Source organism: Amycolatopsis sp. M39, assembly GCF_001651785.1.
Classification (GTDB): Bacteria; Actinomycetota; Actinomycetes; order Mycobacteriales; family Pseudonocardiaceae; genus Amycolatopsis; species Amycolatopsis rubida.
This window is the reverse complement of the sequence record NZ_LWSF01000001.1, coordinates 70408-93009: the sequence shown is the minus strand read 5'-3', so window position 1 is coordinate 93009 and position 22602 is coordinate 70408. Positions and strand designations below refer to the sequence as shown.

Here is a 22602-nt window from a genome sequence, read left to right as displayed (position 1 = left end):
ATCGGGTGACGGCCGTACCGGAAGCAGCCGATGCCGACGGCGGGCGTGCGGCCCAGCCCCGGCACCTCATTGTGTCGGTCTACGGCGTGCATCACCAGGCGGGCGGCGAATGGCTTTCGGTCGCCTCGCTGATCGATCTGCTCGCCGCGGTCGGGGTCGACGAGCCCGCCGTGCGGTCGTCGATTTCCCGGCTCAAGCGGCGCGGGGTGCTCGAAGCGGTGCGCCGCGACGGAGCCGCCGGGTACGAATTGTCCGGTACCGCACTGGATTTGCTGCGCGAAGGCGACGAGCGGATCTTCCGCCGGGACCGCGCGAAGCTCGCCGACGGCTGGCTGCTCGCGGTGTTTTCGGTGCCGGAAGCCGAACGGCACAAGCGGCACGTGCTGCGGACGCAGTTGTCGCGACTCGGATTCGGCACCGCGGCCTCAGGCGTCTGGATCGCGCCGGCGCACCTGTACGAGGCCACTGTCGGCACCCTGGACCGCCTCGGGCTCGCCGAGTACGCCGACCTGTTCCGCGCCGAGCACCTCGCCTTCGGCGACCCGCGCGAGAAGGTGCGCGAGTGGTGGGACCTGGATCAGCTGGACGAGCTGTACACGGCGTTCCTCGAAGAGCACGAACCGGCGCTGCGCCGGTGGCAACGCCGCCGCACGACGCCCGCCGACGAAGCGTTCGCCGACTACCTGCGCGTGCTCACCGGCTGGCGGCGGATGCCGTATCTCGACCCGTGCCTGCCCGCGGAATTGCTGCCCGAGGACTGGTCCGGCATCCGCGCCGCCGAGGTGTTCTTCACACTGCACGACCGGCTGGAGGAAGCCGCGCGCACGCACCTGCAGCAGGTGCTCAGCGGTTGACCACCGCGTAGCCCTGCACTTCCACCAGCGCCTCGACATCCCACAGCCGGTGCACGCCGATGCCCGCCATCGCCGGGTAATCCGCTCCCACCAGCCGCTTCCACACGCGGCCGATCTCGCGCGCGTGGGCCTGGTAGTCGTCCATGTCGACGATGTAGACGGTCAGGCCGCACAGGTCCGAGGGTTCGCCGCCGGCCGCGCGCAACGCGGTGAGCAGATTGCCGAGCGCGCGCTCAAACTGCTCCACGACGCCGTCGCCGACGATCCGGTTGTCCGAGTCCAGCGCGGTCTGCCCGGCGAGGAACACCAGCCTGCCCTGCGCCGCCACCGCGTGCGAGAACCCCGACGGCTTGCCCAGCTCGGGGGGATTGATCCGCTCCATGCCGGGAAGCGTAACCCATCTATCGCATTCTTGACGACCGTACTTCAGGCGACATATCCTGGCTTGCGTGCGGATCTCAGTAGTCGGCGGCGGGCCAGCGGGCCTCTACTTCGCCGTGCTCGCGAAACAACTCGGCCCGGACCACGAGATCACGGTCTGGGAGCGCAACGCGCCGGATGACACGTTCGGCTTCGGCGTCGTCTTCTCCGACGAGACACTCGGCGGCATCGAGCACGCCGACTCGGCCGTGCACGAGGCGATGAGCCGGGAGTTCGCGCGCTGGGACGACATCGACGTGCACTACCGCGACACCGTGTCGACCTCGGGCGGGCACGGCTTCGCCGCGATGAGCCGCAAACGGCTGCTCGCGATCTTGCAGCAGCGGTGCCGCGAAATGGGCATTGATGTCCGATTTCGCAGTGTCGCGCCGGAGCCAGCCGAACTGGCTGCTTCCTCGGACCTCGTGGTCGCGGCGGACGGCGTGAACTCCGCGGTGCGCACGGCGTTCGCCGATTCGTTCCGGCCGAGCGTCGAGACCCGCCAGTGCCGCTACATTTGGCTCGGCACCGATCTCGTGTTCGACGCGTTCAAGTTCTACGTGCTCGAAACGCCGCACGGCATCATGCAGGTCCACGGCTATCCGTACGGCCGGGACGGCAGCACGTTCATCCTGGAGATGCACGAGGACGTGTGGCAGCGGGCATTCGGGCCGATCGCCGCCAGCGGACTCGGTCCGGGCGAGAGCGACGAGAAGTCGATCGAGCTGATCCGCGAACTGTGCGGTGACATTTTCGACGGACATCAGTTGCTGGCCAACAACTCCAAGTGGGCCACCTTCGGCACAGTCCGCTGCGACAACTGGGTCCACGACAATGTCGTGCTGCTCGGCGACGCGGCGCACACTGCGCATTTCTCGATCGGATCGGGCACGAAGCTCGCCATGGAGGACGCGCTCGCGCTCGCCGCGTGTCTGCACGAACAGCCGAGCGTTCCGGAAGCCCTTGCGGCGTATGAAAAAGAACGACGTCCGGTGGTCGCGTCCACGCAGCGTGCGGCGCAGGCGAGCCTGGAGTGGTTCGAGAATCTGGCGCAGTACACGCATCAGGAACCGGAGCAGTTCGCGTTCAACCTGCTTACCCGCAGCCGTCGCGTCACCTACGACAACCTGAAGCTGCGGGACAAGGAATTCGCCGCCTCGCTGGATCAGTGGTTCGCCGATTCGCTCGGCACTTCCCTCGCGCCGCCGATGTTCCAGCCGGTGCGGATCGGTTCGCTGGAATTGCCGAACCGGATCGTCGTGTCGCCGATGGACATGTACTCCGCGGTCGACGGCGTTCCCGGCGAGTTCCACTTGGTGCACTTGGGAAGCAAGGCACTCGGCGGGGCCGGCATGGTCATGACCGAGATGATCTGCGTGTCCGCCGAAGGCCGGATCACGCCGGGATGCCCCGGGCTGTACAGCTCCGGGCAGGAAGCCGCGTGGAAGCGGATCGTCGAATTCGTGCACCGCGAAACCCCGGCGAAGATCGGGTTGCAGCTGGGGCATTCCGGCCGCAAGGGCTCCACGAAACTGATGTGGGAAGGCATTGACGACCCGCTGCCGGAGGGCAACTGGGAGGTCTGCGCGCCGTCCGCGCTGCCGTACTCGCCGAACAACCAGACGCCGCGCGAGCTGTCCGTCGACGAGCTGAGCGAGATCCGGGACCAGTTCGTGTCGGCCGCGGAAGCCGCCGCGCGCGCTGGGTTCGACCTCCTGGAGCTGCACTGCGCGCACGGCTATCTGCTGTCGTCTTTCCTGTCCCCGCTGACCAACCATCGCACCGATTCCTACGGCGGCTCTCCGGAAAACCGGCTGCGGTTCCCCTTGGAAGTCTTCGACGCGGTCCGCGCGGTGTGGCCAGCCGATCGTCCGCTCACCGTCCGGATCTCCGCCACCGACTGGTTCGAGGGCGGCAACGACGCCGACGAAGCCGTCGCCATCGCGCAGGCGTTCGCCGAGCACGGCGCGGCCGCGATCGACGTGTCGACCGGCCAGGTGGTCAGCGAGGAGAAGCCGAAGTTCGGCCGCAGCTACCAAACGCCGTACGCCGACCGGATCCGCAATGAGGTCGGCCGCCGCTATGGCACCGCAGTGATCGCCGTCGGCGCGATTTCCTCCTACGACGACGTGAACTCGCTCATCCTGGCGGGTCGAGCCGACCTGTGCGCACTCGGCCGCACCCACCTGTTCAATCCACAATGGACTCTGCACGCGGCGGCCGCGCAGGAGTACCCGGTGGCGTGGCCGAAACAGTGGGCAGCGGGCAAACGGCCGCCGCAGACCGGCCGCAGCGACGGTCCAGAGCCGCGACTCGACCTGGTCCGCACCGGCGGCCACCAGACCGCCCACGCCCGCTGGCGACCGGAGGACGCCCGATGAACGCTTTCGCTTTCACTCCGGAACAGACCGCCTACGCCGCTTCCGTCCGGAAAATCGCCGCCGAACAGCTAGTCGACCTGGCCGCCGCCGGTGCCGAAGGCGCGGTAAACCGCCCGCTGCTCAAGGCCATGGGCTCCCACGGTTTGCTCGCCCGGCTGTTTCCCGGGGTCGAAAGCGGACAGCCGACCAGGCAAGCCGCCGCGACCGATCTGTGCCTGCTGCGCGAAGCCCTCGCCACCCAAAGCACCGAAGCCGAGACCGCTTTGGCGTTGCAAGGCTTGGGCAGCTACCCGGTGCTTCAGTCCGGTTTGGACGAACAAGTGCAGCGCTGGCTCCCCGCCGTCGCAGCCGGTGACGCCGTCGCCGCCTTCGCGCTGACCGAACCAGATGCGGGATCCGACGCCGCGGCCCTGCGACTCGCCGCCGAACCAGACGGTGCCGGCTGGCGGCTCACCGGCACGAAAATGTGGATCTCGAACGCCCCGGAAGCCGACTTCTACACAGTCTTCGCCCGCACGACTCCCGACGCCGGTTCACGCGGCGTCAGCGCCTTCGTCGTCCCCGGCGACCGCGCCGGACTCAGCGGCGAACACCTGGATTTGGTGAGCCCGCACCCCATCGGCACGGTGGTATTCGACGGCGTCCGGGTGAATCGCGACGAACTGCTCGGCGAGGAGAACCGCGGTTTCGCCGTAGCCATGCGGACTTTGGACCTGTTCCGCCCGAGCGTTGGCGCTTTCGCGGTCGGCATGGCACAAGCCGCCCTCGACGCGACCGTGGAGTACACGGCTTCGCGCGAAGCCTTCGGCGGCCCGTTGATAAAGCAGCAGACCGTGGCACACACGCTGGCCGAAATGGCGACGCGGACCGAAGCTGGCCGTCTGCTGGTGTACGCCGCGGCCGCCGCTTACGACGCGGGCGAGCAGAACCTGGCCGGCCGCGCGGCAATGGCGAAGTTGTTCGCGACCGAGACCGCGCAATACGTGGTGGATCAAGCGGTGCAATTGCACGGCGCACGAGCACTGCGGCGGGGCCATTTGCTGGAGCACCTCTACCGAGAGGTGCGAGCGCCGCGCATTTACGAAGGCGCGTCCGAGATCCAGCGGACGATCATCGCGCGGTCGCTGCAGCCGCGCGGATGAGTCCGTCATTCGGTGTACCCCTCGCGCCGAATACATCCGCGTTATTCAGCCAGGACTAAACCCGCGCGCGGCGGTTCGGCTTCCGGTCGAGCCACAGCTGCGCCGCGATCAGCGCGACCGTCCAGCTCACCCACGCCCCGAGCGCCGCGATCGACTGCGTCAGCGCGATCTCGCTGCCGCCGAACGTGGTGGCGAGCTGCGGTCCGAGGAAAATCGCCGCGATCGGGCCGATCAGCCGGTTGAGAATGATCGACATCGTCAGCGCGAAACTGCGGACCATCCAGCGCCGGTGATCGCCGAACCGGCGTTCGCGAGCGGCACGGTAGCCCGCCCACGTCGTACCGAGCCACAGCACCGCGAGCAGCACGTCGCTGGCCCGGGTCACCGGCCCGTACGGGGTGGCCGCGCCGATCGTCAGCGCCAGCAGCCCGGAGGGCAGCACGCCGGCGAACACGTACGCGCGGCCGGAATAGCGGTGCAGCACCGGGTGCTTCCGCCGGATCCACGGCCAGACCTGCAGCAACGCGGTCACCATCGCGATCGACCCGAACACCACGTGCCCCACCAGGAACAGGTAGTGCGCGGGGAAGGTCGACGGCACCCGCGAGCGCGCCGGGTCGAACGCGAGATACGGCGGCAGCGAATACGCCAGGAACGCGACCACCACCAGTCCCAGCGGCCCCAACGGTGCCCTCCACGGACGCCGCCACCAGTGCTTTCCCGGCTCGACCCGTTTCGTTCGCTCCGCTGCGGGCTGCACCCGCGGTGGTCGAAGATCCGTCCCCGCCGTCATGTCGGCCTCTCTCCTGCGTTCGGTCTCGGCTGGCACTTCCGAACGTAGGACGGGGGCTTCCGGCGAACCATGGTGCCGACTGGCGTCACCGCGGTGGGGACAGCCTTACCCTCGGCCAGGTGACCCCGCGGGCCGTCCGTGCAGGACCTTGGCCATTGCCGCAGAGGTCCAGACCAGGCATACTTCTCCTACTTTGTTGCCCGCCACAACAAAGCACTCCCTCGCTCTAGGTCCCTCCCCGAAAACGAGGTGCCCACGCATGCCCAGTTTCCTCAGCCGTCTCCCCACCGCACTGGCCGCGGCCGCGCTGCTGGCACTCGGCCTCCAGGCCGCTCCGGCCGTTCTGTCCCCGCCCACGGCGGCAGCCGCCGACAGTTTCACCGACGATTTCAACGGCCCCGCCGGAGCCGCCGCCGACGCGTCGAAATGGACCTACGAAACCGGCGACAACAACGGCAACAACCACGAACGCCAGTGGTACACCGCGGGAGCCGCGAACGGCGCTCTCGACGGCCAGGGCCACCTGGTGATCACCGCGAAACGCGAAAACTCCGGCCACACCTGCTGGTACGGCACCTGCCAGTACACCTCCGCCCGGCTCACCACCGCCGGGAAGTTCAGCCAGGCCTACGGGCACGCCGAAACCCGGATGAAGATCCCGCGCGGCCAGGGCATGTGGCCCGCGTTCTGGATGCTCGGCGGCGGAAACTGGCCCAACGACGGCGAAATCGACGTCATGGAGAACATCGGCCGCGAGCCGAACACTGTGCACGGCACGATCCACGGCCCCGGCTATTCCGGAGCCGGCGGCATCGGCGCGGCGTACAACGGGCCGGTCTTCGCCGACGCTTTCCACACTTACGCGGTCGATTGGTCGCCGAACAAGATCGTCTGGTCGGTCGACGGCAACGCTTACCAGACCCGCACCCCCGCCGATCTGAACGGCAACCGCTGGGTTTTCGACCATCCCTTCTACCTGATCCTGAACCTCGCGGTCGGCGGCGACTGGCCGGGCGATCCGGACGGCAACACGCAGTTCCCGCAGCAACTGGTCGTCGACTACGTGCACGTGAGCACGAGCGGCACTGGCGGGTCAAGCGGCCGGATCATCGGCATCGGCGGCAAATGCGTCGACGTGCCGTGGGCCAATCCGGCGAACTTCACCCAGCTGCAGATCACCGACTGCAACGGCAACGCCGCGCAGGCCTGGACCATCGGCCGCGACGGGACCATTCGCGCGCTCGGCAAGTGCATGGACGTCAAGTACTCCGGCACCGCCGACGGCACCCCGGTCCAGATGTATGACTGCAACAACAGCGACGCACAGCAGTGGGTCGTGACCGCCGCGCACGACATCGTCAACCCGCACGCGAACAAATGCCTCGACGCCGCCGGGGTCAGTTCGGCCAACGGGACGAAACTGCAGCTGTGGACATGCACCGGGAACGTCAACCAGAAATGGTCGGTGAACCAGTAGCCGTCCACTATGGACACTGTGGACGAATGAAGCACGGCGGGCCGTAACCTCCCCCCGGTGGCCACGGCCCGCCGCGGACACCGCGCGGGCCGGGCGGGAACCAAGATCTGCCGCCCGGCCGTAGGCCGCCCTCCGCGCGTCGGCTGGGGGTCCCGACGCCCGGGGCGGCACGCTCGCGCGGCCCACTGCCGAAGGTAGCCAGACCGCGTGCGCCGTGGCGTCTCCCGGGCACCAGGGAGGGCCGAACGGCCATTCTCGCTGCCTTCCCGGACAAACCGGCCGGTTTCGGCTGAACCGCTCAGCGGGTCTCGGCCAGCCCGGACAACTCCGCGTAGGCCTCGACCAGCTGTGCTTCGGCGTCGTCGAGGTAGATGGCGAGCATCTCCGCCGTACGGATCCCGTCGCCGGTCGCGAGCACGTCCAGGATTTCGTGGTTCCGCGGCAGATACCGCTCATGGAAACGGCGCGGGTCGGCCATCACGTGAAACACCAGCCGCAGCTCCGCGGCGAGCGCCTGCATCAACTCGACGATGCGCTCGCTGCCAGTGAGCGCCGCCAGTTCCGCGTGGAAACGGATGTTCGCGGTGCCCAGGTCCTGCCACTGCGCCTGCTTCGCCGCACGATCGCCGTCCGAGACCGTGCTGGCGATCTTCTCGTACGCGGCCGGCTTCTCGGTCACGTCGCGGACCGCCGCGCATTCGATGATCTTGCGGACGCGGTAGATGTCGCGCACGTCTTCGACGCTCGGCACCCGCACGAACACGCCACGGTTCAGCTCGTGCACCAACAGCCGTTCGTGAGTCAGCAGCCGGAAAGCTTCACGGAGCGTGTTGCGCGAGACCCCGAGCGCGCTGCCGATGTCCTGCTCCGAAAGCCGTACCCCGGGCAGGAAGTACCCCTCTGAAACGCGCGTGCGCAGCACGCCCGCGACTCGTTCCGCCGTGCTCGTCCGGCCGAGCAGGCCGCGATCCGCTTCCAGGCCCATCGGCTCTCCGTCGGTGACCACGTCGCCCAGCGTAGCCAGCGGACGATGAACAATAAAATGAGAGACTTGTGGAATTGTTGAACGATCCGTACGGTAGCGGCCATGTGACTCGTGCCACCATGAGTTCGTCTCCCTTGTGAGGTGCCCCATGAACGTCAACGTCGCCGACGGCACCGCGAACGCGGCCCGCCCGTTCGGCTGGTATCGCTCGCTCGGCCACAAGGGCCGCCGCGCCTTCCTCGGCGCGTTCGGCGGCTACGGCCTCGATTCGTTCGACTACCAGACCCTTCCCTTCGGCCTGGCCGCGATCACCGCCTACTTCGGCATCACGTCCGGCGAAGCGGGCCTGCTCAGCACCGTCACGCTGGTCGTGTCCGCGATCGGCGGCGTCGGAGCCGGCGTGCTCGCCGACCGCATCGGCCGCGTCCGCACGCTGCAGCTGACCATCGCGATGTACACGATCTTCACGGTGCTCTGCGGATTCGCGCCCAACTTCGAGACGCTGCTGATCTTCCGCGGCCTGCAGGGGCTCGGCTTCGGCGGCGAGTGGGCGGTGGGCGCCGCGCTGGTCGCCGAGTACTGCTCGGCCAAGTACCGCGGCCGCACGGTGGCGTTCGTGCAGAGCGCGTGGGCGGTCGGCTGGGGCCTGCTGGTGATCGTCTACACGGTGTTGTTCAGCGTGCTCGACCAGGACATCGCCTGGCGCGTGCTGTTCTGGGTCGGGGTGATTCCGGCGCTGCTCGTGCTGTGGGTGCGGCGCAGTGTCGAGGACGCACCGGAGGCGGCCGCGCGACGGGTGTCCGCGAAGGTCAAAGGCTCACTCGCCGGGATTTTCCGGCCGAAGCTCCTGCGTACCACCGTGTTCGCCGCACTCCTCGCCACCGGCGTCCAGGGCGGTTACTACACGCTGTTCACCTGGATGCCGAAGTACCTGCAGAGCAGCCGCGGCCTGTCCGTGGTCAACACCGGCGGCTACTTCGCGCTGCTGATCCCGGGCGCGTTCATCGGTTACGTCTGCGGCGGCTATCTCACCGACCTGCTCGGCCGGAAGAAGACGTTCCTGCTGTTCTCCGTCGTTTCCGCACTGCTGATCGTGCTGTTCGTGCAGCTGCCCTACGGCGCGAACGGCCTGATGCTGCTGATCAGTTTCCCGCTCGGCTTCTCGACTTCGGCGATCTTCAGCGGCTTCGGAGCGTACCTCGCCGAGCTGTACCCGACCGAGCTGCGCGCCACCGGACAGGGCTTCACCTACAACTTCGGCCGCGCGGTCGGTGCCGCTTTCCCCGCCGTGGTGGGCTTTCTCGGCGCGGGCGGCGCGATCGTGCTCGGCGCGGTCGGCTACGCGATCGCCGCGGTGGCGCTGCTCGGCCTGCCGGAGACGCGAGGCAAGGAACTGGTGGAGTTATGACCACTTCTTACGATCCTTCGACGCTCACTCCGGCCGAGGCCCGCGCGCTCTTCCGGGCCGGCACCGAACGCCCGACCACCGGCTGGTCCGCTGGCTACGCCCAGACGAACCTGATCGCCGTCCCCGCGGACTGGGCCGGCGACGTCCGCGAGTTCTGCTCCCGCAACCCGCGGCCGTGCCCGGTGCTCGACGTCAGCGAACCCGGCGATCCGACCACGCGGCTCGCTCCCGGCGCGGATCTGCGCACCGATCTGCCGCGCTACCGCGTCTGGCACAACGGTGCCCTGACCAGCGAAAACACCGACGCCACCGGGGTGTGGCGCAGTGACATGGTCGCGTTCTCCATCGGCTGCAGCTTCAGTTTCGAGACGTTGCTGCGCGCCGCGGGCATCCCGCTGCGGCACGGGGAACAGGGCCGCAACGTCTCGATGTACGTGACGGACCGGCAGTGCGAACCGGCTGGCCGGCTGAGCGGCCCGATGGTGGTGTCGATGCGGCAAATCCCGGAAACCCTGGTCGAGGACGCGGTAGGCATCACCGCCGCGATGCCCGCGGTGCACGGCGCTCCGGTGCACGTCGGAGACCCGGCCGAACTGGGCATCGCCGACCTCGCCCGGCCGGATTTCGGCGATCCGGTCGACGCCGAACCCGGTGACGTGCCGGTGTTCTGGGCCTGCGGCGTCACCCCGCAGGCGGCGCTGATCGCGTCGCGTCCGCCGTTCGCCGTCACGCACGCCCCCGGATACATGTTCTTGACCGACCAATCCGATCGCGATTACCAGGTGGGATGACATGGACCTCAACAGCGACCTCGGCGAAGGCTTCGGTGCCTGGACCATGGGCGACGACGAAGCCATGCTCGACATCGTGACCAGCGCGAACGTGGCGTGCGGCTTTCACGCGGGCGACGCGAACGTGATGCGCCGCGTGTGCGAACGCGCGGCCGAACGCGGCGTCACCATCGGCGCGCACGTCGGCTACCGCGACCTGGCCGGCTTCGGCCGTCGCGCGCTCGACATCGCGCCGGAAGACCTCGCAGACGAAGTGCTGTACCAAATCGGCGCTCTCGACGCCTTCGCGCGCGCGGCGCACAGCTGCGTGCGTTACGTGAAGGCGCACGGCGCGCTGTACAACACCGCAGCTGTCGATCCGGAGCAGGCAGCTGCGCTTGTCGAAGGCGTACGGCGTTACCACACCGATCTGGCATTGCTGTGTCCTCCAGACTCCGAAATGCTGCGCGCGGCTCAAGCGGCGGGCGTGCCTGCGTACGCAGAAGCGTTCGCCGACCGCGCGTACACGCCTGAAGGACGCTTGGTGTCGCGCAAGCTTCCGGGCGCGGTGCTGCACGACGCGGACGAAGTCGCCGCGCGAGCGCTCACCATGGCGACCACCGGCGAGGTCGTCGACGCTGACGGCGGCAAGCTCACGCTGCGGGCGGATTCCCTGTGCGTGCACGGAGATACGCCCGGCGCGGTCGAGCTGGCCCGGCGGATTCGCGAGCTGCTCGCCGAATCCGGCGTGGTGCTGAGGTCGTTCGTGTGAGCCAGATGAGCGCGGTGTTGCGCTACGGCCGTTCCGCGTTGCTGGTGGAGGTCGACGACGTACTCGGGTTCCAGGCGGCCTGCGAAGCCGCCCAGCCCGAAGGCGTCGTCGAACTCGTGCCCGCCGCACGCACCCTGCTGGTCCGGTTCGATCGGGCCCGCACCGATTCGGCCACGCTAGCTCGTTCGCTTGCTTCACTGTCCACAGTGGATGTCTCCGAGCGCTCAGCGGACACCGTCACCCTGCCGGTGCGCTATGACGGCGCTGACCTGACGGACGTCGCCGAGGCTGCCGGACTGTCGGTTTCCGAGATCGTGCAACGGCATTCGGCAGCCACCTACGTCGCGGCGTTCTGCGGTTTCGCGCCTGGTTTCGCCTACCTGACCGGCCTTGACCCGGCGTTGCACCTGCCGCGCCGCAGCACGCCGCGCACGCGCGTGCCCGCGGGCGCGGTCGCGATCGCCGGCGAGTACAGCGCGGTCTACCCGCATCCGTCGCCCGGCGGCTGGAACCTGCTGGGCCACAGCGACGCCGAGGTGTGGGATGTCGGCCGCGAGCAGCCGAACCTGCTGGTCCCGGGCACCCGAGTGCGGTTCGAGGCGATTCGGTGACCGGGAAGATCGAGATCCTCGCGCCCGGCCCGTTCGCGACCGTGCAAGACCTCGGACGGCCCGGGTACGCGGCAGTCGGCGTCGGCCGGTCCGGCGCGGCCGACCGGGGTTCGCTGAAGCTGGCGAACCGGCTCGTCGGCAATCCGGAAACGCACGCGGCGCTGGAGGTCACCCTCGGCGGCCTGCGGCTGCGGGTTTCGGAGCACACCGTCGTCGCGGTGACCGGCGCCCAGCTGCCGATCCGCGCTGGCGGACGGGCCGCCGCCGTCGGTGCGCCGATCATCCTGCGCCCTGGAGACGAACTCGAACTCGGCGTCGCGTCGCTCGGTCTGCGCAGCTACCTCGCGGTACGCGGCGGCCTGGACGTACCGCCGGTGCTCGGCGCGCGAGCCACCGACACCCTGGGCAAACTCGGCCCGCCCGTCCTCGCCGCGGGAATGTCACTGCCGATCGGTTCGGTGGTACAGAGCAACCCTTGGGTCGATCTCGCCCCGCTGCGCCGGCTTGCGGAAGAACCCGTGCTGCGCCTGGATCCCGGGCCGCGGCTGGACTGGTTCACCCCGTCCGCACTGTCCACTTTGCTCGCTGGCACCTACGCCGTGACCCACGACCTCGACCGCGTCGGCGTCCGCCTTGACGGCCCCGCGCTGACCCGCGCCCGCGTCGGCGAACTGGCCCCGGAAGCCGCTGTGCCGGGCGCGCTCCAGGTACCGCCTTCCGGAGTGCCGATCCTGTTCTTGGCGGACCATCCGGTGACCGGCGGCTATCCCGTCGCCGCTGTCGTGGACGAGGACGACCTGGATCTCGCCGCCCAGCTCCGGCCCGGGCAACGGGTCCGGTTCACCTCCCCGACACCCGCACCGTCAGGTTGAGCCGCCCGGTCAGGCCAAGATCCGGATCCGCCGTGCCCGGCAGGGTTTTCGGCACCCCGTGAAACGCCAGCCGCGCCGGGCCGCCGAACACGAACAGGTCGCCCGAGCGCAGCTCGACGTCGGTGTAGGGCCGGTTGCGATGCTCGGTGTTGCCGAAGCGGAACACGCAGGTGTCGCCGAGGCTCAGCGAGACCACCGGCTCCGTCGAGTGCTCGTCTTTGTCCTGGTGCATGCCCATTTTCGCGGTGGCGTCGTAGTAGTTCACGAGCGCCACGTCGGGCTGATAGTCCTCAGCTGGCCGGTCGTAGGCGTCGGCGAGCGCGCGGCGGCCGAGGTCGGCCAGCCAGTCCGGGAACGGCTCCACCGGCGAACCGTCCTCGCGCAGCCGGTCGTAGCGGTACGGCCGCCACTGCCAGCCCAAACAGACCGTGCGCACCGACATCACTCCGCCGCCCGGCAGCCGGGTCGCCCGGTAGCCGCGCCAGCCACGACAGGCCGTGACGAGGTCGCGTTGTTCTTGACCGGTGAGCCAATCCGGGACGTGCACCGCGCCCGGGGCGATTTCCCGGCGCGGACGAGGCAGCAGCTCCATCACGCCGCCTCGCGGCCGGTGGCCGCAGGAGTCACCCGGACGGGCGCTCCTGCGGCGGGTTCCCCTCGCCACTTGCCGCCAAGCTTCGGAGAATTCCACACCGCCGCGGGTCCCGCCAGGTCTTGGCCAGCTACAACTCGGACTCGCCACCCAGGGTGTTTGCCGGTCACCACTCGTCACCCGAACTCGACGACAGTTACCCCGGCCCGGGCAGGCACCGGATCACTCATCGCAGCGAGCGCGGCTGGCACCCCGTCCAGCCCGATCCGTGTGCCGATCAACCCGGCCAGATCGATGCCGGACCGCTCGACCACGCCGAGCAGTTCGGGGTACTCATATGCCTGCAGGCCATGGATCCCGACGATTTCCAGCTCGCCGCCGACCACGCGATGCATCGGAATCGGGGGCACTCCCTGACTGGGCGGCATCAATCCAGCCTGCACGTGCCGGCCGCGCTTGCGCAAGCTGCCCACCGAAGCCGCACAGGTGGCCGGGGAGCCGAGGCAGTCCAGCGACACGTGCGTACCGCCGTCAGTGCGCTCACGAACGTACGCGGCCAACTCTTCGGGCCCGTCAAACGCACTGGCGTCGACGCTCAACACTGCGCCAGACCGCTCGGCCGCGGCGCGCGCCTGCGGCGAGACGTCAACCGCAACCACCTTCGCACCGGCAGCAGTCGCTAGGAGGACCGCGGAGATGCCTACGCCGCCACAGCCGTACACAGACACCCACTGCCCCGCGCGTACGCCGCCCTGGCGCAACACTGCGCGAAAAGCCGTCCCGAAGCGGCAACCGAGCGCAGCAGCTTCCGCCGACGACATCGAGTCCGGCAACGCGACCAGGTTCGTCTGNTTCGTCTGCGCGTGCTCGATGGCGACCTTCTCGGCGAACGAACCCCAGTGAGTCGCGCCAGGCTGGAACTCGTCGTCGCAGATCTGCTGGTCGCCCTTGGCACACTGGGCACAGACGCCGCACGCACACACGAACGGGACGGTGACCCGGTCACCCTTCGTCCAGCCCACGACGCCCGCGCCGACCTCGACGATCCGCCCCGCGAGCTCGTGCCCGGCCACGTGCGGCAGCCGGACCGCCTCGTCGTGCCCCTGCCAGGTATGCCAATCACTGCGGCACACGCCGGTCGCTTCGACCGCGATGACGACCCCGCCGTCGGGGGTCGCCGGATCCGGTACTTCCCGCACTTCGGGAAGCACGCCGAACTCTTCGATCACGACCGCACGCATGGGTCCGATCGTAGAAGCCGCCTTGCGGGCCACTGGCTTCAGCTCACCCGGGCTTGCGTGCCCCCAATGTGGCATTGGGAGGCATCTCACACACCGAACACCACACGGGGGTTTCTCCACGCGCGGGTCTCGCTCGATGCGCAGGTTCACCGGCCGATAGCTGCGGTCCGGCGCGCGTGCCTGGGCGAACGCGGCGGACGACGGTGCGCAAGCGTCGGGATACGCCTGCGCGCTTCGCCGTCCGCCGCGGCCGGGCGCGCTCAGGAGAGCGGCTGGCCCGGCTGATGGAACTGGCCGCGCGGACGCGGCGGACCGAGCAGCCTGCGCAGCGACCCGTCCGGGACGCCGAGGATCTGCTCAAGATTTCGCAGTGCCCGCAAGGATTCCGGGCGTTCCGGGCGGCAGCGGCCGGATTGCCAATGGCTCAAGGTCGCGAGACTGACCGTGGTTCCCCTTACCCGCAGCCGATATCTGATGCGTTCAAGGCCGAGCCCGCGGGCCCGGATGGCCGCGCGCAGCGCTTCGGCGAACGGGCCGGTTTCGAGCAATTGCCCGAGATCCCGTCCCGCGGTACTCCCCCGGTCGATCGTCGGTGTTCGCTGACCGGTCATCGCACACGCTCCGAACCACGTCGCTGGGAAACCTCGGAGCGTAGGCCGGACAACGCATGATCGGAAGGGCTTTCACCCTTGTGCGGAGAGTGCGCGGGCAATCGCGGCGAACGGTTCGACGTAGCCGGAATTGACCGTGACACAGGAAATCCCCCACCGCTCCCGCCAGCGGAGAAGCATTTCCCCAGCGGCGTCAGGGTTTTCCGGCACCACCGTGACAGCTTTCTCCTCGACCAGTTGTGGCACGTCAACCCCGGTGTAGCGGGCCAGCTGCGGAGAAGGCCTGTCCCCGATCGCGGTGAGGTTCACCGCCAATTCGACGTCCCGGCTTCCCGCGAACGAGCGAAAAGTGTCCACAATAGAGTCAGCCTGTTCCTCGGTCGTGCGCGGCCCCCAGGAAAACGTCACGACGTCGGCGGTGCGCGCGGCGAGCGCGAGCATTTTGGGCCCGGAACCCGCGAGCAATAGCCGGGGCCGCTCGGGGCGCTGCGAAAGCACCTCGATGGTGTCCGCCAACCGGGCGACGCGCTCCCCCGGCGAAGGAAAATCGCGGCCCAGCGTCGCGGCGTGCTTGCCCGCTCCGGGATGGCCGACGCCCAGCCCCAGCAGGAAACGGCCGCCAGTCGCCTGATGCAGTGAATCGGCCTGCCACGCGAGGTTCCGGGCCGCACGGAACGGATCGGCCAGCACGAAGGTGCCGACGGTGAGCTTGCTCGTGACCGCGGCGGCGGCCGGAACGAGCGTCAACGGGTCGAGCCCGCCGACCGGGTCGGTCGCGAACATCGTGTCGAGACCCAGCTCCTCGATCCGGCGGGCCTGCGCGGTCCAGGACTCCAGATCCGGGGCGTACCCGGCGACGATGCCGAAGCGGAACGGCTTGGTAGTGGTCATGCCGACCATCGTCGGCGGCCGGGCGGACACGCACATCCGCCCAGCGGCGACACTCGCGCGTACGCTCCTCAGCGCAGCCCCTCGTGAGCCCTCAGCGCAGGGTGACCGACAACGCCTGCGCGATCTCCTTGCCGATGGCGTGCGTGGCAGCGTCCGGCGGCTGGCCGACCTTCACCACCATCGGCCCGCCGAACGGCTGCCGCTCGACGACCTCGATGCGCTCGCCGAGCCCGATCGCGTGCTCGGTGAGGTAGCGCAGCAGGTCCGGATCGGTGTCCCACACGCGGACGATCTCGCCGACCGCACCGGGCGGCAGGTCGTCCAGGATGCGCATCGGAAGCTCCTCGACGCTGCCGTCCGGAGCCGGGATCGGGTCGCCGTGCGGGTCGCGCACCGGATTGCCGAGCTTGGCCGCGATCCGGTCGACAAGCCGATCGGAGACGGCGTGCTCCAGCGCGTCGGCCTCGGCATGGACCTCGTCCCAGGTGTAGCCGAGTTCGGAGACCAGGTACGTCTCGATCAGCCGGTGCCTGCGCAGCACCGACCGCGCGAGCTGCCGCCCCTCCGACGTCAGCTCGATGCCGCGGTAGGGCACGTGCGCGACCAGACCGAGCTGCGAAAGCTTCGTGACCATCCCCGACGCCGACGACGGACTCACCTCAAGCCGCCCGGCCAGCGACGCGTTGGTGACCGCCTCGCCCCGTTCGACCAGCCCGTAGATCACCCGCACGTAGTCCTCGACCGACGACGACCTCCGGACGGAACCATCTTCCATGCCGCATACGATACGGGGCCCAGCCTGCCGGGGTCGCCCGGTCAGGGACGCTGGCGGCGGGCCGGGATGGTCTTGTCGCGGAGCACCGGCCGGTGGGGCTGTTCGGTGGTCCGCGAGGTCCGGCGTTGTTGTCCGGATGCTGCTGCTGAGTCTTCGCAGCTGTCCGGTCAGTGAGAGCGTTGCGCGGCCGCGGCATGACCGATGTCGCCTGTCCCCGCCGTCGCAATCGCGCGGCTCCTCGCAGCTGTCCCGCCGCGTGTCCCTCCGGTCAGCCCGTCGCGTGCCGCCCTGGCCCAAGACCGACCCGGCCGTCCGGTCAGCCGGAGCGTTGCGCAGCCGCCGGTACCCGGCCATGACTTACGCCGCCGTCGCAATCGCGCGGCTCCTCGCAGCTGGCCCGCCGCGTGTCCCTCCGGTCAGCCGGGTCGCGTGCCGCCCTGGACCAAGACCGACCCGGCCGTCCGGTCACGGCCGCCAGCGATAGCGGATCCAGCCCGGGACCGGCTCCGCGCCGAGTTGCGCGTAGAACGCCTCCGCCTTGGCGTTGCCAGCCTGCATGTCCCACTCGACGCGCCCTGTCGTGCGGGCCCGGAGCGCGTCGAGCAGTTCCCTGCCCAGCCCGTGCCTGCGGTGCTCCGGACGGATGAACAGATCGTCGAGCCAGATGCCGGGACGACCTTCCCACGTGGAGAAATTCCAGCTGCAGAAGGCGAACCCGGCAACGACGTCCGGACGTCCCGGCGGCGTGCACATCAGCACCCACGCCTTTGGTTCCGGACCGAACAGGTGACTGCTCATCTCGGCGCGGTCGAGTTTGAGGTCGTGCTTGTCCTCGTAGACCGCGTGTTCCTCGATGAGGCCGCAGATCTCCTCGACATCCTCGAAGACGGCTTCGCGAACGGGCATCAGGCACCCCTTTTTTGTCGGTGGTGGCGGCTACGGTGCAGGTATCAGAGCAGGGCAATGGGAATCCGGCGCGGCGGAGCCGGTGTGAAGCGGTACGAGACGGAAGGAGTTGGTGACGGTTGATCGGTGAATCGACAAGTGAATAGGCGGATGAGCAGGCCGGGGAGCTGTCGAGCGGTGGCGAGCATGCACGCCAACCGGCGAGCGGCGGCGGACGCACAAACCGATCGCCGAGCGGTGGGGAGTGCGCGGGCAAGCTGACGGATGCTGGCGAACACACGCACCAACCTGCGAGCGGCGAAGAGCCCACGACCAAGCCGACCAGCGGTTCTCGCACGCGGAGCGTGCGCCGAGGGCGCAAGCCGACCGGCGGTGCCGAGCGCGCAAGCCGCCCAGCGATTCTCGCGCGCGGAGCGTGCGTCGAGCGCGCAAGCCGACCGGCGGTTCTCGCACACGGAGCGTGCGCCGAGCCGACCAGCGGGCGAACGCGCAAGCCGTCCAGCGGGCGAACCAGCCCACCCGCCGACCGCAACACCGACGTCCTCATCACGCGGCCTCGTAGAGGAGCTCTCCACCCACCGCGGTGCCGAGCACACGAACGTCCTCCACAGTGGACAGTGGGTCCGCGGACAGCACCACGAAGTCCGCGAGCTTGCCTGGCTCCAGGGTGCCGAGGTAGCTCTCCGCGAAGGTCGCGTAGGCCGAGCCGTACGTGTAGGCGCGCAGGGCCTCCGCCGGGGTCAGCGCTTCCTCTGCCGCGAACGGTTCGCCGGTGGACGTGCGGCGGTGGACCATGTCGGCGAGGCCCAGCAGCGGGGCACCGTCGACGACGGGGCGGTCTGAGCTGGCGGGCAGGACGCATCCGGCATCGAGGACGCTGCGGAGGCGGTAGCACCACGGCACCCGCGCTTCGCCGAGGGCCGCGCGCATGCCGTCGCCCAGTTCGTTCACGAACCGGCCTTGCGGGGACGCGATCAGACCCAGTGCGGCCAGACGGGTCAACTCCGTCGGCGGGAGTACGGCGCAGTGTTCGATGCGGTGGCGGTGATCGGCGCGCGGGTTGGCGGCCAGGGCGGCTTCGTAGGCGTCCAGGACGACCGTGATGGCTCGGTCGCCGATGGCGTGGGTCGCGATCTGCCAGCCGGCGTCGTGGGCTTGGCGGATGGTGCGCGCCAGTTCGTCCTCGGGTACCTGGAAGTAGCCGCGGTTGTCCGGTTCGCCATCGAACGGTTCGTGCATCGCGCAGGTGCGGCCGACCAGCGAGCCGTCGGCGAAGAGTTTCATGGGCCCGATCCGCAGCCACTCGTCGCCGAGGCCGGTGCGCAGGCCTAGGTCCAGGCCGAAGCCGGCACCGTCGGGCAGGTCGTGCAGGACGCTCGCGGCGACCATGACCGTGCTGCGGACTCGCAGGACGCCGCGTTCGCGCGCGAGCTGGTACGCGGCCAGCTCCGCCGGTGTCTCGCCGACCAGGCCGCCGCCGATTCCGGCTTCCTGGACGCTCGTGATGCCCTCGGACAGGTACTGCCGGCTCGCCCGGTCGAGGCCTCGGACCACCGATTCGAGCGGCGTCGGGTAGGTCAGCGGGCGCAACAGCAACTGTGCCTGCTCGCGCAGCAAACCGGTCGGCGAGCCGTCGGCGGACTGGACTACGTCGCCGCCGACAGGGACGTTCGCGAGGTCCAGCCGGTCCAGCACCGCGGTGTTGACCAGCGTCATGTGGCCGGACGTGTGCTTGAGCCGCACGAGCATGCCGGGGGCTGCGCGGTCGAGACCATGCCGGTCGGGGTGCTCGCCGCCGGCGAGTTTGTTCTGGTCGTAGCCGCTGCCGACGACCCAGCTCCCGGCGGGCAGCCCGGCCGCGCGCCGCGCCACCGCGTCGTAGACCTCGTCGACGCTGCGGCAGTCGCTGAGCGGCACGTCGTCCAGGCCCATGCCGAACCAGGCCATGTGGTTGTGCGCGTCGTGGAACCCGGGCGCGACGAAACCCCCGCCGAGGTCCACCCGGCGGCGGGCGGACAGTTCGCGCGCGTCGTCGCCCAGTGCCGCGATCCGGCCGTGCAGCACCGCCAGCGCGGTGTCGCCGGTGACCAGCCTGGCGTTCTCGTACACCGCGTCAACCTGCATGCCTCCGACACTATCGATCGATCGATCGAACGTCTAGGCTCCCCTCCATGAGCACCGTTGACCTGGCCGTCGAGGGCGGCATCGCGCAGATCCGGCTGAACCGGCCCGAGCGGCTCAACGCCGTCGCGCCCGTGCTGGTGGACGACTTCCTCACCGCGCTGGAGGAGGTCGCGCACAGCGAAGCCCGCGTCGTCCTGCTCTCCGGCAACGGCCGCGCCTTCTGCGCCGGGCACGACCTGAAGGAGCCCACCCCCGAGGGTGACTCCCGGGCGAGGCTGGAGCGGCTCCAGGACGTCACGCGCCGGCTGCGTGCGCTGCGTCAGCCGGTGATCGCCGCCGTGCACGGGTACGCGATCGGCGCGGGCGCGGAGTTCGCGCTGGGCTGCGACCTGATCCTGGCCGCCGAGGACGCGGTGTTCGCGTTCCCCGAGGTGTCGCTGGGGCTGAGCGTCACCGGTGCCGCGTCGAGGCTGCTCCCGCTGCTGGTCGGGCCGGTCAAGGCGAAGGAACTGCTGCTGCTCGGCGACCGGTTCGACGGCCGTCGCGCGCACGACCTCGGCCTCGTCAACGCCGCCGTACCAGCGGACGAGCTGATGCCGCTCGCGCTCGGCTGGGCCGAGAAGATCGCCCATCACCCGCCGGAGGCCGCCGCGATGGCGAAGCGGGCGCTGGACGCTGGGATCGACCACGCCTTCGATTCGGCGCTGGAACTCGAGGTCACCCACGCCCTGATCACCGAGCACTCGGCCGCCGTCCGCGAGTCGACCGAAGCGTTCCGGAGCCGGGCGTGACTCCGCTGCGGAACGTCGACACGCTGGTCGCGCTGGTCACGCGCGCCGCGCAGCTCTGGCCGAAACGCACTGCGTGGATCTTCGACAGCACCGGCGTCCGGTTCACCTTCGCCGAGGTCGACGACCGCAGCGGACGCCTCGCGAAAGCGCTCCAGGACCAAGGCATTCAGGCAGGCGATCGGGTCGCGGTGATGCTTCGCAATGACCCGGAATTCCCGCTCCTGTGGCTCGCGCTCGCCAAACTCGGCGCCGTTCTGGTTCCGGTGAACATCAACTACCGTGAATTCGACGGCGCGCACGTCCTGCGCCACTCCGGCGCGCGCTTGGCGGTAGCCGCCGAAGAGTTCGTGGAACTGCTGGAGAAAATCGCGCCGGAAACGGCTGTGGAACGCGTCCTCACGCCGGACGCATTGAAGGCGGAAACGCGCTGCGAACCGGACTCGGTGGTGGCCGAGCAGCCGGTCAACATCCAGTACACCTCCGGCACCACCGGCGCGCCGAAGGGCTGCGTGCTGCCGCACCGATACTGGACCACGCTCGCGATCGGACTCGCCAGCGACTTCCCCGCCGTCAGCGAAGACGATATTCTGCTTACCGCGCAACCGTTCCACTATATCGATCCACAGTGGAACGTCGCACTCGCGCTGGCCGCCGGGGCTGCGCTCGTCGTGCTGGACCGCTTCCACCCGTCCACGTTCTGGGCAAAGGTCCGCGAGCACGAGGTCACCTGGTTCTACTGCCTCGGCCTGATGCCGACGCTGCTGCTGCGCCAGCCGCCGCATCCAGACGACCGGAACCACCGCGTCCGCGCGATCAGCGCCTCGGCGATCCCGCCGGACCTGCACGCTCAGCTGGAAGAACGCTGGGGCGTGCCGTGGTACGAGGCGTTCGGGATGACCGAGACCGGCGGGGACATCCGGGTTTCCGAGTCCGATCACGACGCCGCGGTGGGCACCGGCTGCATCGGACGGCCGACCCGCGATCGCGAAGCGATGATCGCCGGAGAGGACGGGAACCCGTTGCCTCGCGGTGAAACCGGCGAACTGCTGATCCGCGGCATCGGGCTGATGCACGGCTACCACGAGGACCCCGAAGCGACCGCGCGCGCTTTCGCGGGCGGCTGGTTCCACACCGGCGACCTCGCCCGGATGGACGACGAAGGCCGGGTCTACTACCTCGGCCGCACCAAGGACATGATCCGGCGCAGCGGCGAGAACATCTCCGCCGACGAGGTGGAGCGCGCGCTGCTCCAACATCCGAAAGTGCAGCTCGCGGCCGTGCTCGCGGTTCCGGACGAGCTGCGCGGCGAGGAAGTGAAGGCGTACGTCGTGTGCGGCGAGAACCGGCCGTCGCCCGAAGAGCTGGCGGAGTTCTGCGCGCAGCAACTGGCGTACTTCAAGGTGCCGAGGTTCTGGGCCTTCGCAGACGACCTGCCGCGCACGCCGTCCGAACGCGTCGCGAAGGGCGAACTGCGGAAGGCCGCCGACCTCCGCGCCGGTTCCTGGGACCGCAGCACCGGGGAGTGGCGATGAGCAGCGCCGAACGCGTCCGATCCGCAGCCGTGAAACTGTTCGCCACCAAGGGTTTCCACGGCACAGGCATCCGGGACCTGGCCCAGGAAGCCGAACTTTCTTCGGCGACGCTCTACCACTACATGGGCACCAAGGAAGATCTTCTTGTCGAGATCATGACGACCTCGCTGCACCGCCTGATCGACGCGGTGGCTAAGGCCACCGCGGGCAGCGACGATCCGGTGGTCCGGATGCGCACGCTGGTCGCGCTGCACGTCCTCGCGCACGCCGCCCAGCCGGGCGAAACCCGGGTGGTGGACAACGAAGTCGACGCACTTTCGGCTCCGGCGCGTGCCCGGGTCGTCGCACTGCGGGACGAATACGAGCAGTTCTGGGCGAAGGCGATCGAGGACGGCGCCGCGGCGAACGTGTTCCACACCGCACAACCGGCCGTGACGCGGCTCGCATTGCTGGAAATGTGCAGCGGCGTGGCCAGGTGGTATTCCCCGACGGGCCCGCTCAAGCTCGAAGACCTGGCCACGCACTACGCGGAGCTGGCATTGCGGGCCCTCGGACATCCGGTCGCGGTGCGTGCGCACGACCTCCGGCAATGCCTCGAAGTGGTCGCCCAGGTGTGGGACTTGCCTGTCCAAGAGGGCTTTTAGGGCCATACGC

Annotated in this window: 22 protein-coding genes; 12 read left to right on the top strand and 10 right to left on the bottom strand. The window is 69.4% G+C overall.

Going from position 1 to position 22602, the window contains the following annotated elements; genetic code table 11:
* The first annotated feature begins 5 nt into the window (after positions 1–5).
* The gene (locus A4R44_RS00460; protein WP_067575328.1) at positions 6–854 is read left to right on the top strand and encodes a PaaX family transcriptional regulator C-terminal domain-containing protein; all 849 of its coding nucleotides are present in this window, start codon (positions 6–8) and stop codon (positions 852–854) included.
* On the opposite strand, the gene A4R44_RS00455 is transcribed toward A4R44_RS00460, so the two are convergent.
* Positions 844–1236 (bottom strand): RidA family protein, encoded by a 393-nt coding sequence (locus A4R44_RS00455; protein ID WP_067575326.1) that lies wholly within the window; start codon positions 1234–1236, stop codon positions 844–846. The two genes, A4R44_RS00460 and A4R44_RS00455, sit on opposite strands and share 11 nt — an antisense overlap.
* Positions 1237–1303: 67 nt before the next feature.
* On the opposite strand from A4R44_RS00455, the gene A4R44_RS00450 reads away from it, so the two are divergent.
* Positions 1304–3655: a bifunctional salicylyl-CoA 5-hydroxylase/oxidoreductase gene (locus tag A4R44_RS00450; RefSeq protein WP_067575324.1), complete on the top strand. Its 2352-nt coding sequence runs from the start codon at positions 1304–1306 to the stop codon at positions 3653–3655.
* A complete protein-coding gene (locus tag A4R44_RS00445; RefSeq protein WP_067575322.1) occupies positions 3652–4797 on the top strand; it encodes an acyl-CoA dehydrogenase family protein in 1146 nt (381 codons plus the stop codon). Before A4R44_RS00450 ends, A4R44_RS00445 begins: the two co-directional genes overlap by 4 nt.
* 55 nt (positions 4798–4852) lie before the next feature.
* Here A4R44_RS00445 and A4R44_RS00440 read toward each other — a convergent pair whose 3' ends face one another.
* Positions 4853–5482, bottom strand: coding sequence for a DUF2306 domain-containing protein (locus A4R44_RS00440; protein WP_067575313.1), 630 nt, complete (start codon positions 5480–5482; stop codon positions 4853–4855).
* Positions 5483–5849: 367 nt separating this feature from the next.
* Between A4R44_RS00440 and A4R44_RS00435 the strand changes: the two genes are divergently transcribed.
* The gene (locus A4R44_RS00435; RefSeq protein ID WP_067575311.1) at positions 5850–7067 is read left to right on the top strand and encodes a glycoside hydrolase family 16 protein; all 1218 of its coding nucleotides are present in this window, start codon (positions 5850–5852) and stop codon (positions 7065–7067) included.
* Positions 7068–7365: 298 nt separating this feature from the next.
* Here the strand turns inward: A4R44_RS00435 and A4R44_RS00430 are convergent, their stop codons facing one another.
* A complete protein-coding gene (locus A4R44_RS00430; protein WP_067575309.1) occupies positions 7366–8052 on the bottom strand; it encodes a GntR family transcriptional regulator in 687 nt (228 codons plus the stop codon).
* 148 nt (positions 8053–8200) lie between these two features.
* Between A4R44_RS00430 and A4R44_RS00425 the strand changes: the two genes are divergently transcribed.
* Genes A4R44_RS00425 through A4R44_RS00405 form a run of 5 tightly spaced genes read left to right on the top strand, consistent with a single transcriptional unit; the run spans position 8201 to position 12485 of the window.
* Positions 8201–9460, top strand: a complete 1260-nt coding sequence (locus tag A4R44_RS00425; RefSeq protein ID WP_067575307.1) for an MFS transporter — start codon at positions 8201–8203, stop codon at positions 9458–9460.
* Entirely contained in the window at positions 9457–10251 is a 795-nt protein-coding gene (locus tag A4R44_RS00420; RefSeq protein ID WP_067575305.1) for a putative hydro-lyase, read from the top strand. The genes A4R44_RS00425 and A4R44_RS00420 overlap by 4 nt, the downstream gene beginning before the upstream one ends.
* A 1-nt stretch (position 10252) precedes the next feature.
* A complete protein-coding gene (locus A4R44_RS00415) occupies positions 10253–11002 on the top strand; it encodes a LamB/YcsF family protein (protein ID WP_067575303.1) in 750 nt (249 codons plus the stop codon).
* Between the two features lie 5 nt (positions 11003–11007).
* A complete protein-coding gene (locus tag A4R44_RS00410; RefSeq protein WP_067576488.1) occupies positions 11008–11613 on the top strand; it encodes an allophanate hydrolase subunit 1 in 606 nt (201 codons plus the stop codon).
* On the top strand, positions 11610–12485 hold the full coding sequence (locus tag A4R44_RS00405; RefSeq protein ID WP_067575301.1) for a biotin-dependent carboxyltransferase family protein: 876 nt from the start codon (positions 11610–11612) through the stop codon (positions 12483–12485). Before A4R44_RS00410 ends, A4R44_RS00405 begins: the two co-directional genes overlap by 4 nt.
* Here the strand turns inward: A4R44_RS00405 and A4R44_RS00400 are convergent.
* From A4R44_RS00400 to A4R44_RS00370, 7 genes are all read right to left on the bottom strand, one after another.
* Positions 12454–13077, bottom strand: coding sequence for an alpha-ketoglutarate-dependent dioxygenase AlkB (locus A4R44_RS00400; protein ID WP_202507375.1), 624 nt, complete (start codon positions 13075–13077; stop codon positions 12454–12456). The genes A4R44_RS00405 and A4R44_RS00400 overlap by 32 nt on opposite strands.
* A 176-nt stretch (positions 13078–13253) precedes the next feature.
* Positions 13254–14318, bottom strand: coding sequence for a zinc-dependent alcohol dehydrogenase family protein (locus A4R44_RS00395; protein ID WP_067575297.1), 1065 nt, complete (start codon positions 14316–14318; stop codon positions 13254–13256).
* 260 nt (positions 14319–14578) lie between these two features.
* Positions 14579–14929, bottom strand: coding sequence for a hypothetical protein (locus A4R44_RS00390; RefSeq protein WP_067575295.1), 351 nt, complete (start codon positions 14927–14929; stop codon positions 14579–14581).
* A 72-nt stretch (positions 14930–15001) separates the two neighbouring features.
* Positions 15002–15820 carry an LLM class flavin-dependent oxidoreductase gene (locus tag A4R44_RS00385; protein ID WP_067576487.1) on the bottom strand — a complete coding sequence of 273 codons (819 nt, stop codon included), beginning with the start codon at positions 15818–15820 and terminating at the stop codon, positions 15002–15004.
* A 91-nt stretch (positions 15821–15911) separates the two neighbouring features.
* The gene (locus A4R44_RS00380; RefSeq protein WP_067575293.1) at positions 15912–16595 is read right to left on the bottom strand and encodes a metal-dependent transcriptional regulator; all 684 of its coding nucleotides are present in this window, start codon (positions 16593–16595) and stop codon (positions 15912–15914) included.
* Positions 16596–17060: 465 nt separating this feature from the next.
* Positions 17061–17501, bottom strand: a complete 441-nt coding sequence (locus tag A4R44_RS00375) for a GNAT family N-acetyltransferase (protein ID WP_067575291.1) — start codon at positions 17499–17501, stop codon at positions 17061–17063.
* Between the two features lie 546 nt (positions 17502–18047).
* A complete protein-coding gene (locus tag A4R44_RS00370) occupies positions 18048–19625 on the bottom strand; it encodes an amidohydrolase (protein WP_067575289.1) in 1578 nt (525 codons plus the stop codon).
* A 47-nt stretch (positions 19626–19672) separates the two neighbouring features.
* On the opposite strand from A4R44_RS00370, the gene A4R44_RS00365 reads away from it, so the two are divergent.
* The 3 genes from A4R44_RS00365 to A4R44_RS00355 are packed head-to-tail and all read left to right on the top strand — an operon-like array spanning position 19673 to position 22592.
* Positions 19673–20416, top strand: a complete 744-nt coding sequence (locus A4R44_RS00365; protein WP_067575287.1) for an enoyl-CoA hydratase/isomerase family protein — start codon at positions 19673–19675, stop codon at positions 20414–20416.
* Positions 20413–21948: an ATP-dependent acyl-CoA ligase gene (locus tag A4R44_RS00360; RefSeq protein WP_067575285.1), complete on the top strand. Its 1536-nt coding sequence runs from the start codon at positions 20413–20415 to the stop codon at positions 21946–21948. Before A4R44_RS00365 ends, A4R44_RS00360 begins: the two co-directional genes overlap by 4 nt.
* Positions 21945–22592: a TetR/AcrR family transcriptional regulator gene (locus A4R44_RS00355; protein ID WP_067575283.1), complete on the top strand. Its 648-nt coding sequence runs from the start codon at positions 21945–21947 to the stop codon at positions 22590–22592. The genes A4R44_RS00360 and A4R44_RS00355 overlap by 4 nt, the downstream gene beginning before the upstream one ends.
* Positions 22593–22602: the final 10 nt, after the last annotated feature.

Bases quoted from the DNA above. Each gene is read 5' to 3' on its own strand.
- A4R44_RS00455 (WP_067575326.1), bottom strand. From the start codon at position 1,236: ATGGAGCGGATCAATCCCCCCGAGCTGGGCAAGCCGTCGGGGTTCTCG.
- A4R44_RS00445 (WP_067575322.1), top strand. From the start codon at position 3,652: ATGAACGCTTTCGCTTTCACTCCGGAACAGACCGCCTACGCCGCTTCC.
- A4R44_RS00435 (WP_067575311.1), top strand. From the start codon at position 5,850: ATGCCCAGTTTCCTCAGCCGTCTCCCCACCGCACTGGCCGCGGCCGCG.
- A4R44_RS00430 (WP_067575309.1), bottom strand. From the start codon at position 8,052: ATGGGCCTGGAAGCGGATCGCGGCCTGCTCGGCCGGACGAGCACGGCG.
- A4R44_RS00425 (WP_067575307.1), top strand. From the start codon at position 8,201: ATGAACGTCAACGTCGCCGACGGCACCGCGAACGCGGCCCGCCCGTTC.
- A4R44_RS00420 (WP_067575305.1), top strand. From the start codon at position 9,457: ATGACCACTTCTTACGATCCTTCGACGCTCACTCCGGCCGAGGCCCGC.
- A4R44_RS00415 (WP_067575303.1), top strand. From the start codon at position 10,253: ATGGACCTCAACAGCGACCTCGGCGAAGGCTTCGGTGCCTGGACCATG.
- A4R44_RS00410 (WP_067576488.1), top strand. From the start codon at position 11,008: ATGAGCGCGGTGTTGCGCTACGGCCGTTCCGCGTTGCTGGTGGAGGTC.
- A4R44_RS00400 (WP_202507375.1), bottom strand. From the start codon at position 13,077: ATGGAGCTGCTGCCTCGTCCGCGCCGGGAAATCGCCCCGGGCGCGGTG.
- A4R44_RS00390 (WP_067575295.1), bottom strand. From the start codon at position 14,929: ATGACCGGTCAGCGAACACCGACGATCGACCGGGGGAGTACCGCGGGA.
- A4R44_RS00385 (WP_067576487.1), bottom strand. From the start codon at position 15,820: ATGACCACTACCAAGCCGTTCCGCTTCGGCATCGTCGCCGGGTACGCC.
- A4R44_RS00380 (WP_067575293.1), bottom strand. From the start codon at position 16,595: ATGGAAGATGGTTCCGTCCGGAGGTCGTCGTCGGTCGAGGACTACGTG.
- A4R44_RS00375 (WP_067575291.1), bottom strand. From the start codon at position 17,501: ATGCCCGTTCGCGAAGCCGTCTTCGAGGATGTCGAGGAGATCTGCGGC.
- A4R44_RS00370 (WP_067575289.1), bottom strand. From the start codon at position 19,625: ATGCAGGTTGACGCGGTGTACGAGAACGCCAGGCTGGTCACCGGCGAC.
- A4R44_RS00365 (WP_067575287.1), top strand. From the start codon at position 19,673: ATGAGCACCGTTGACCTGGCCGTCGAGGGCGGCATCGCGCAGATCCGG.
- A4R44_RS00355 (WP_067575283.1), top strand. From the start codon at position 21,945: ATGAGCAGCGCCGAACGCGTCCGATCCGCAGCCGTGAAACTGTTCGCC.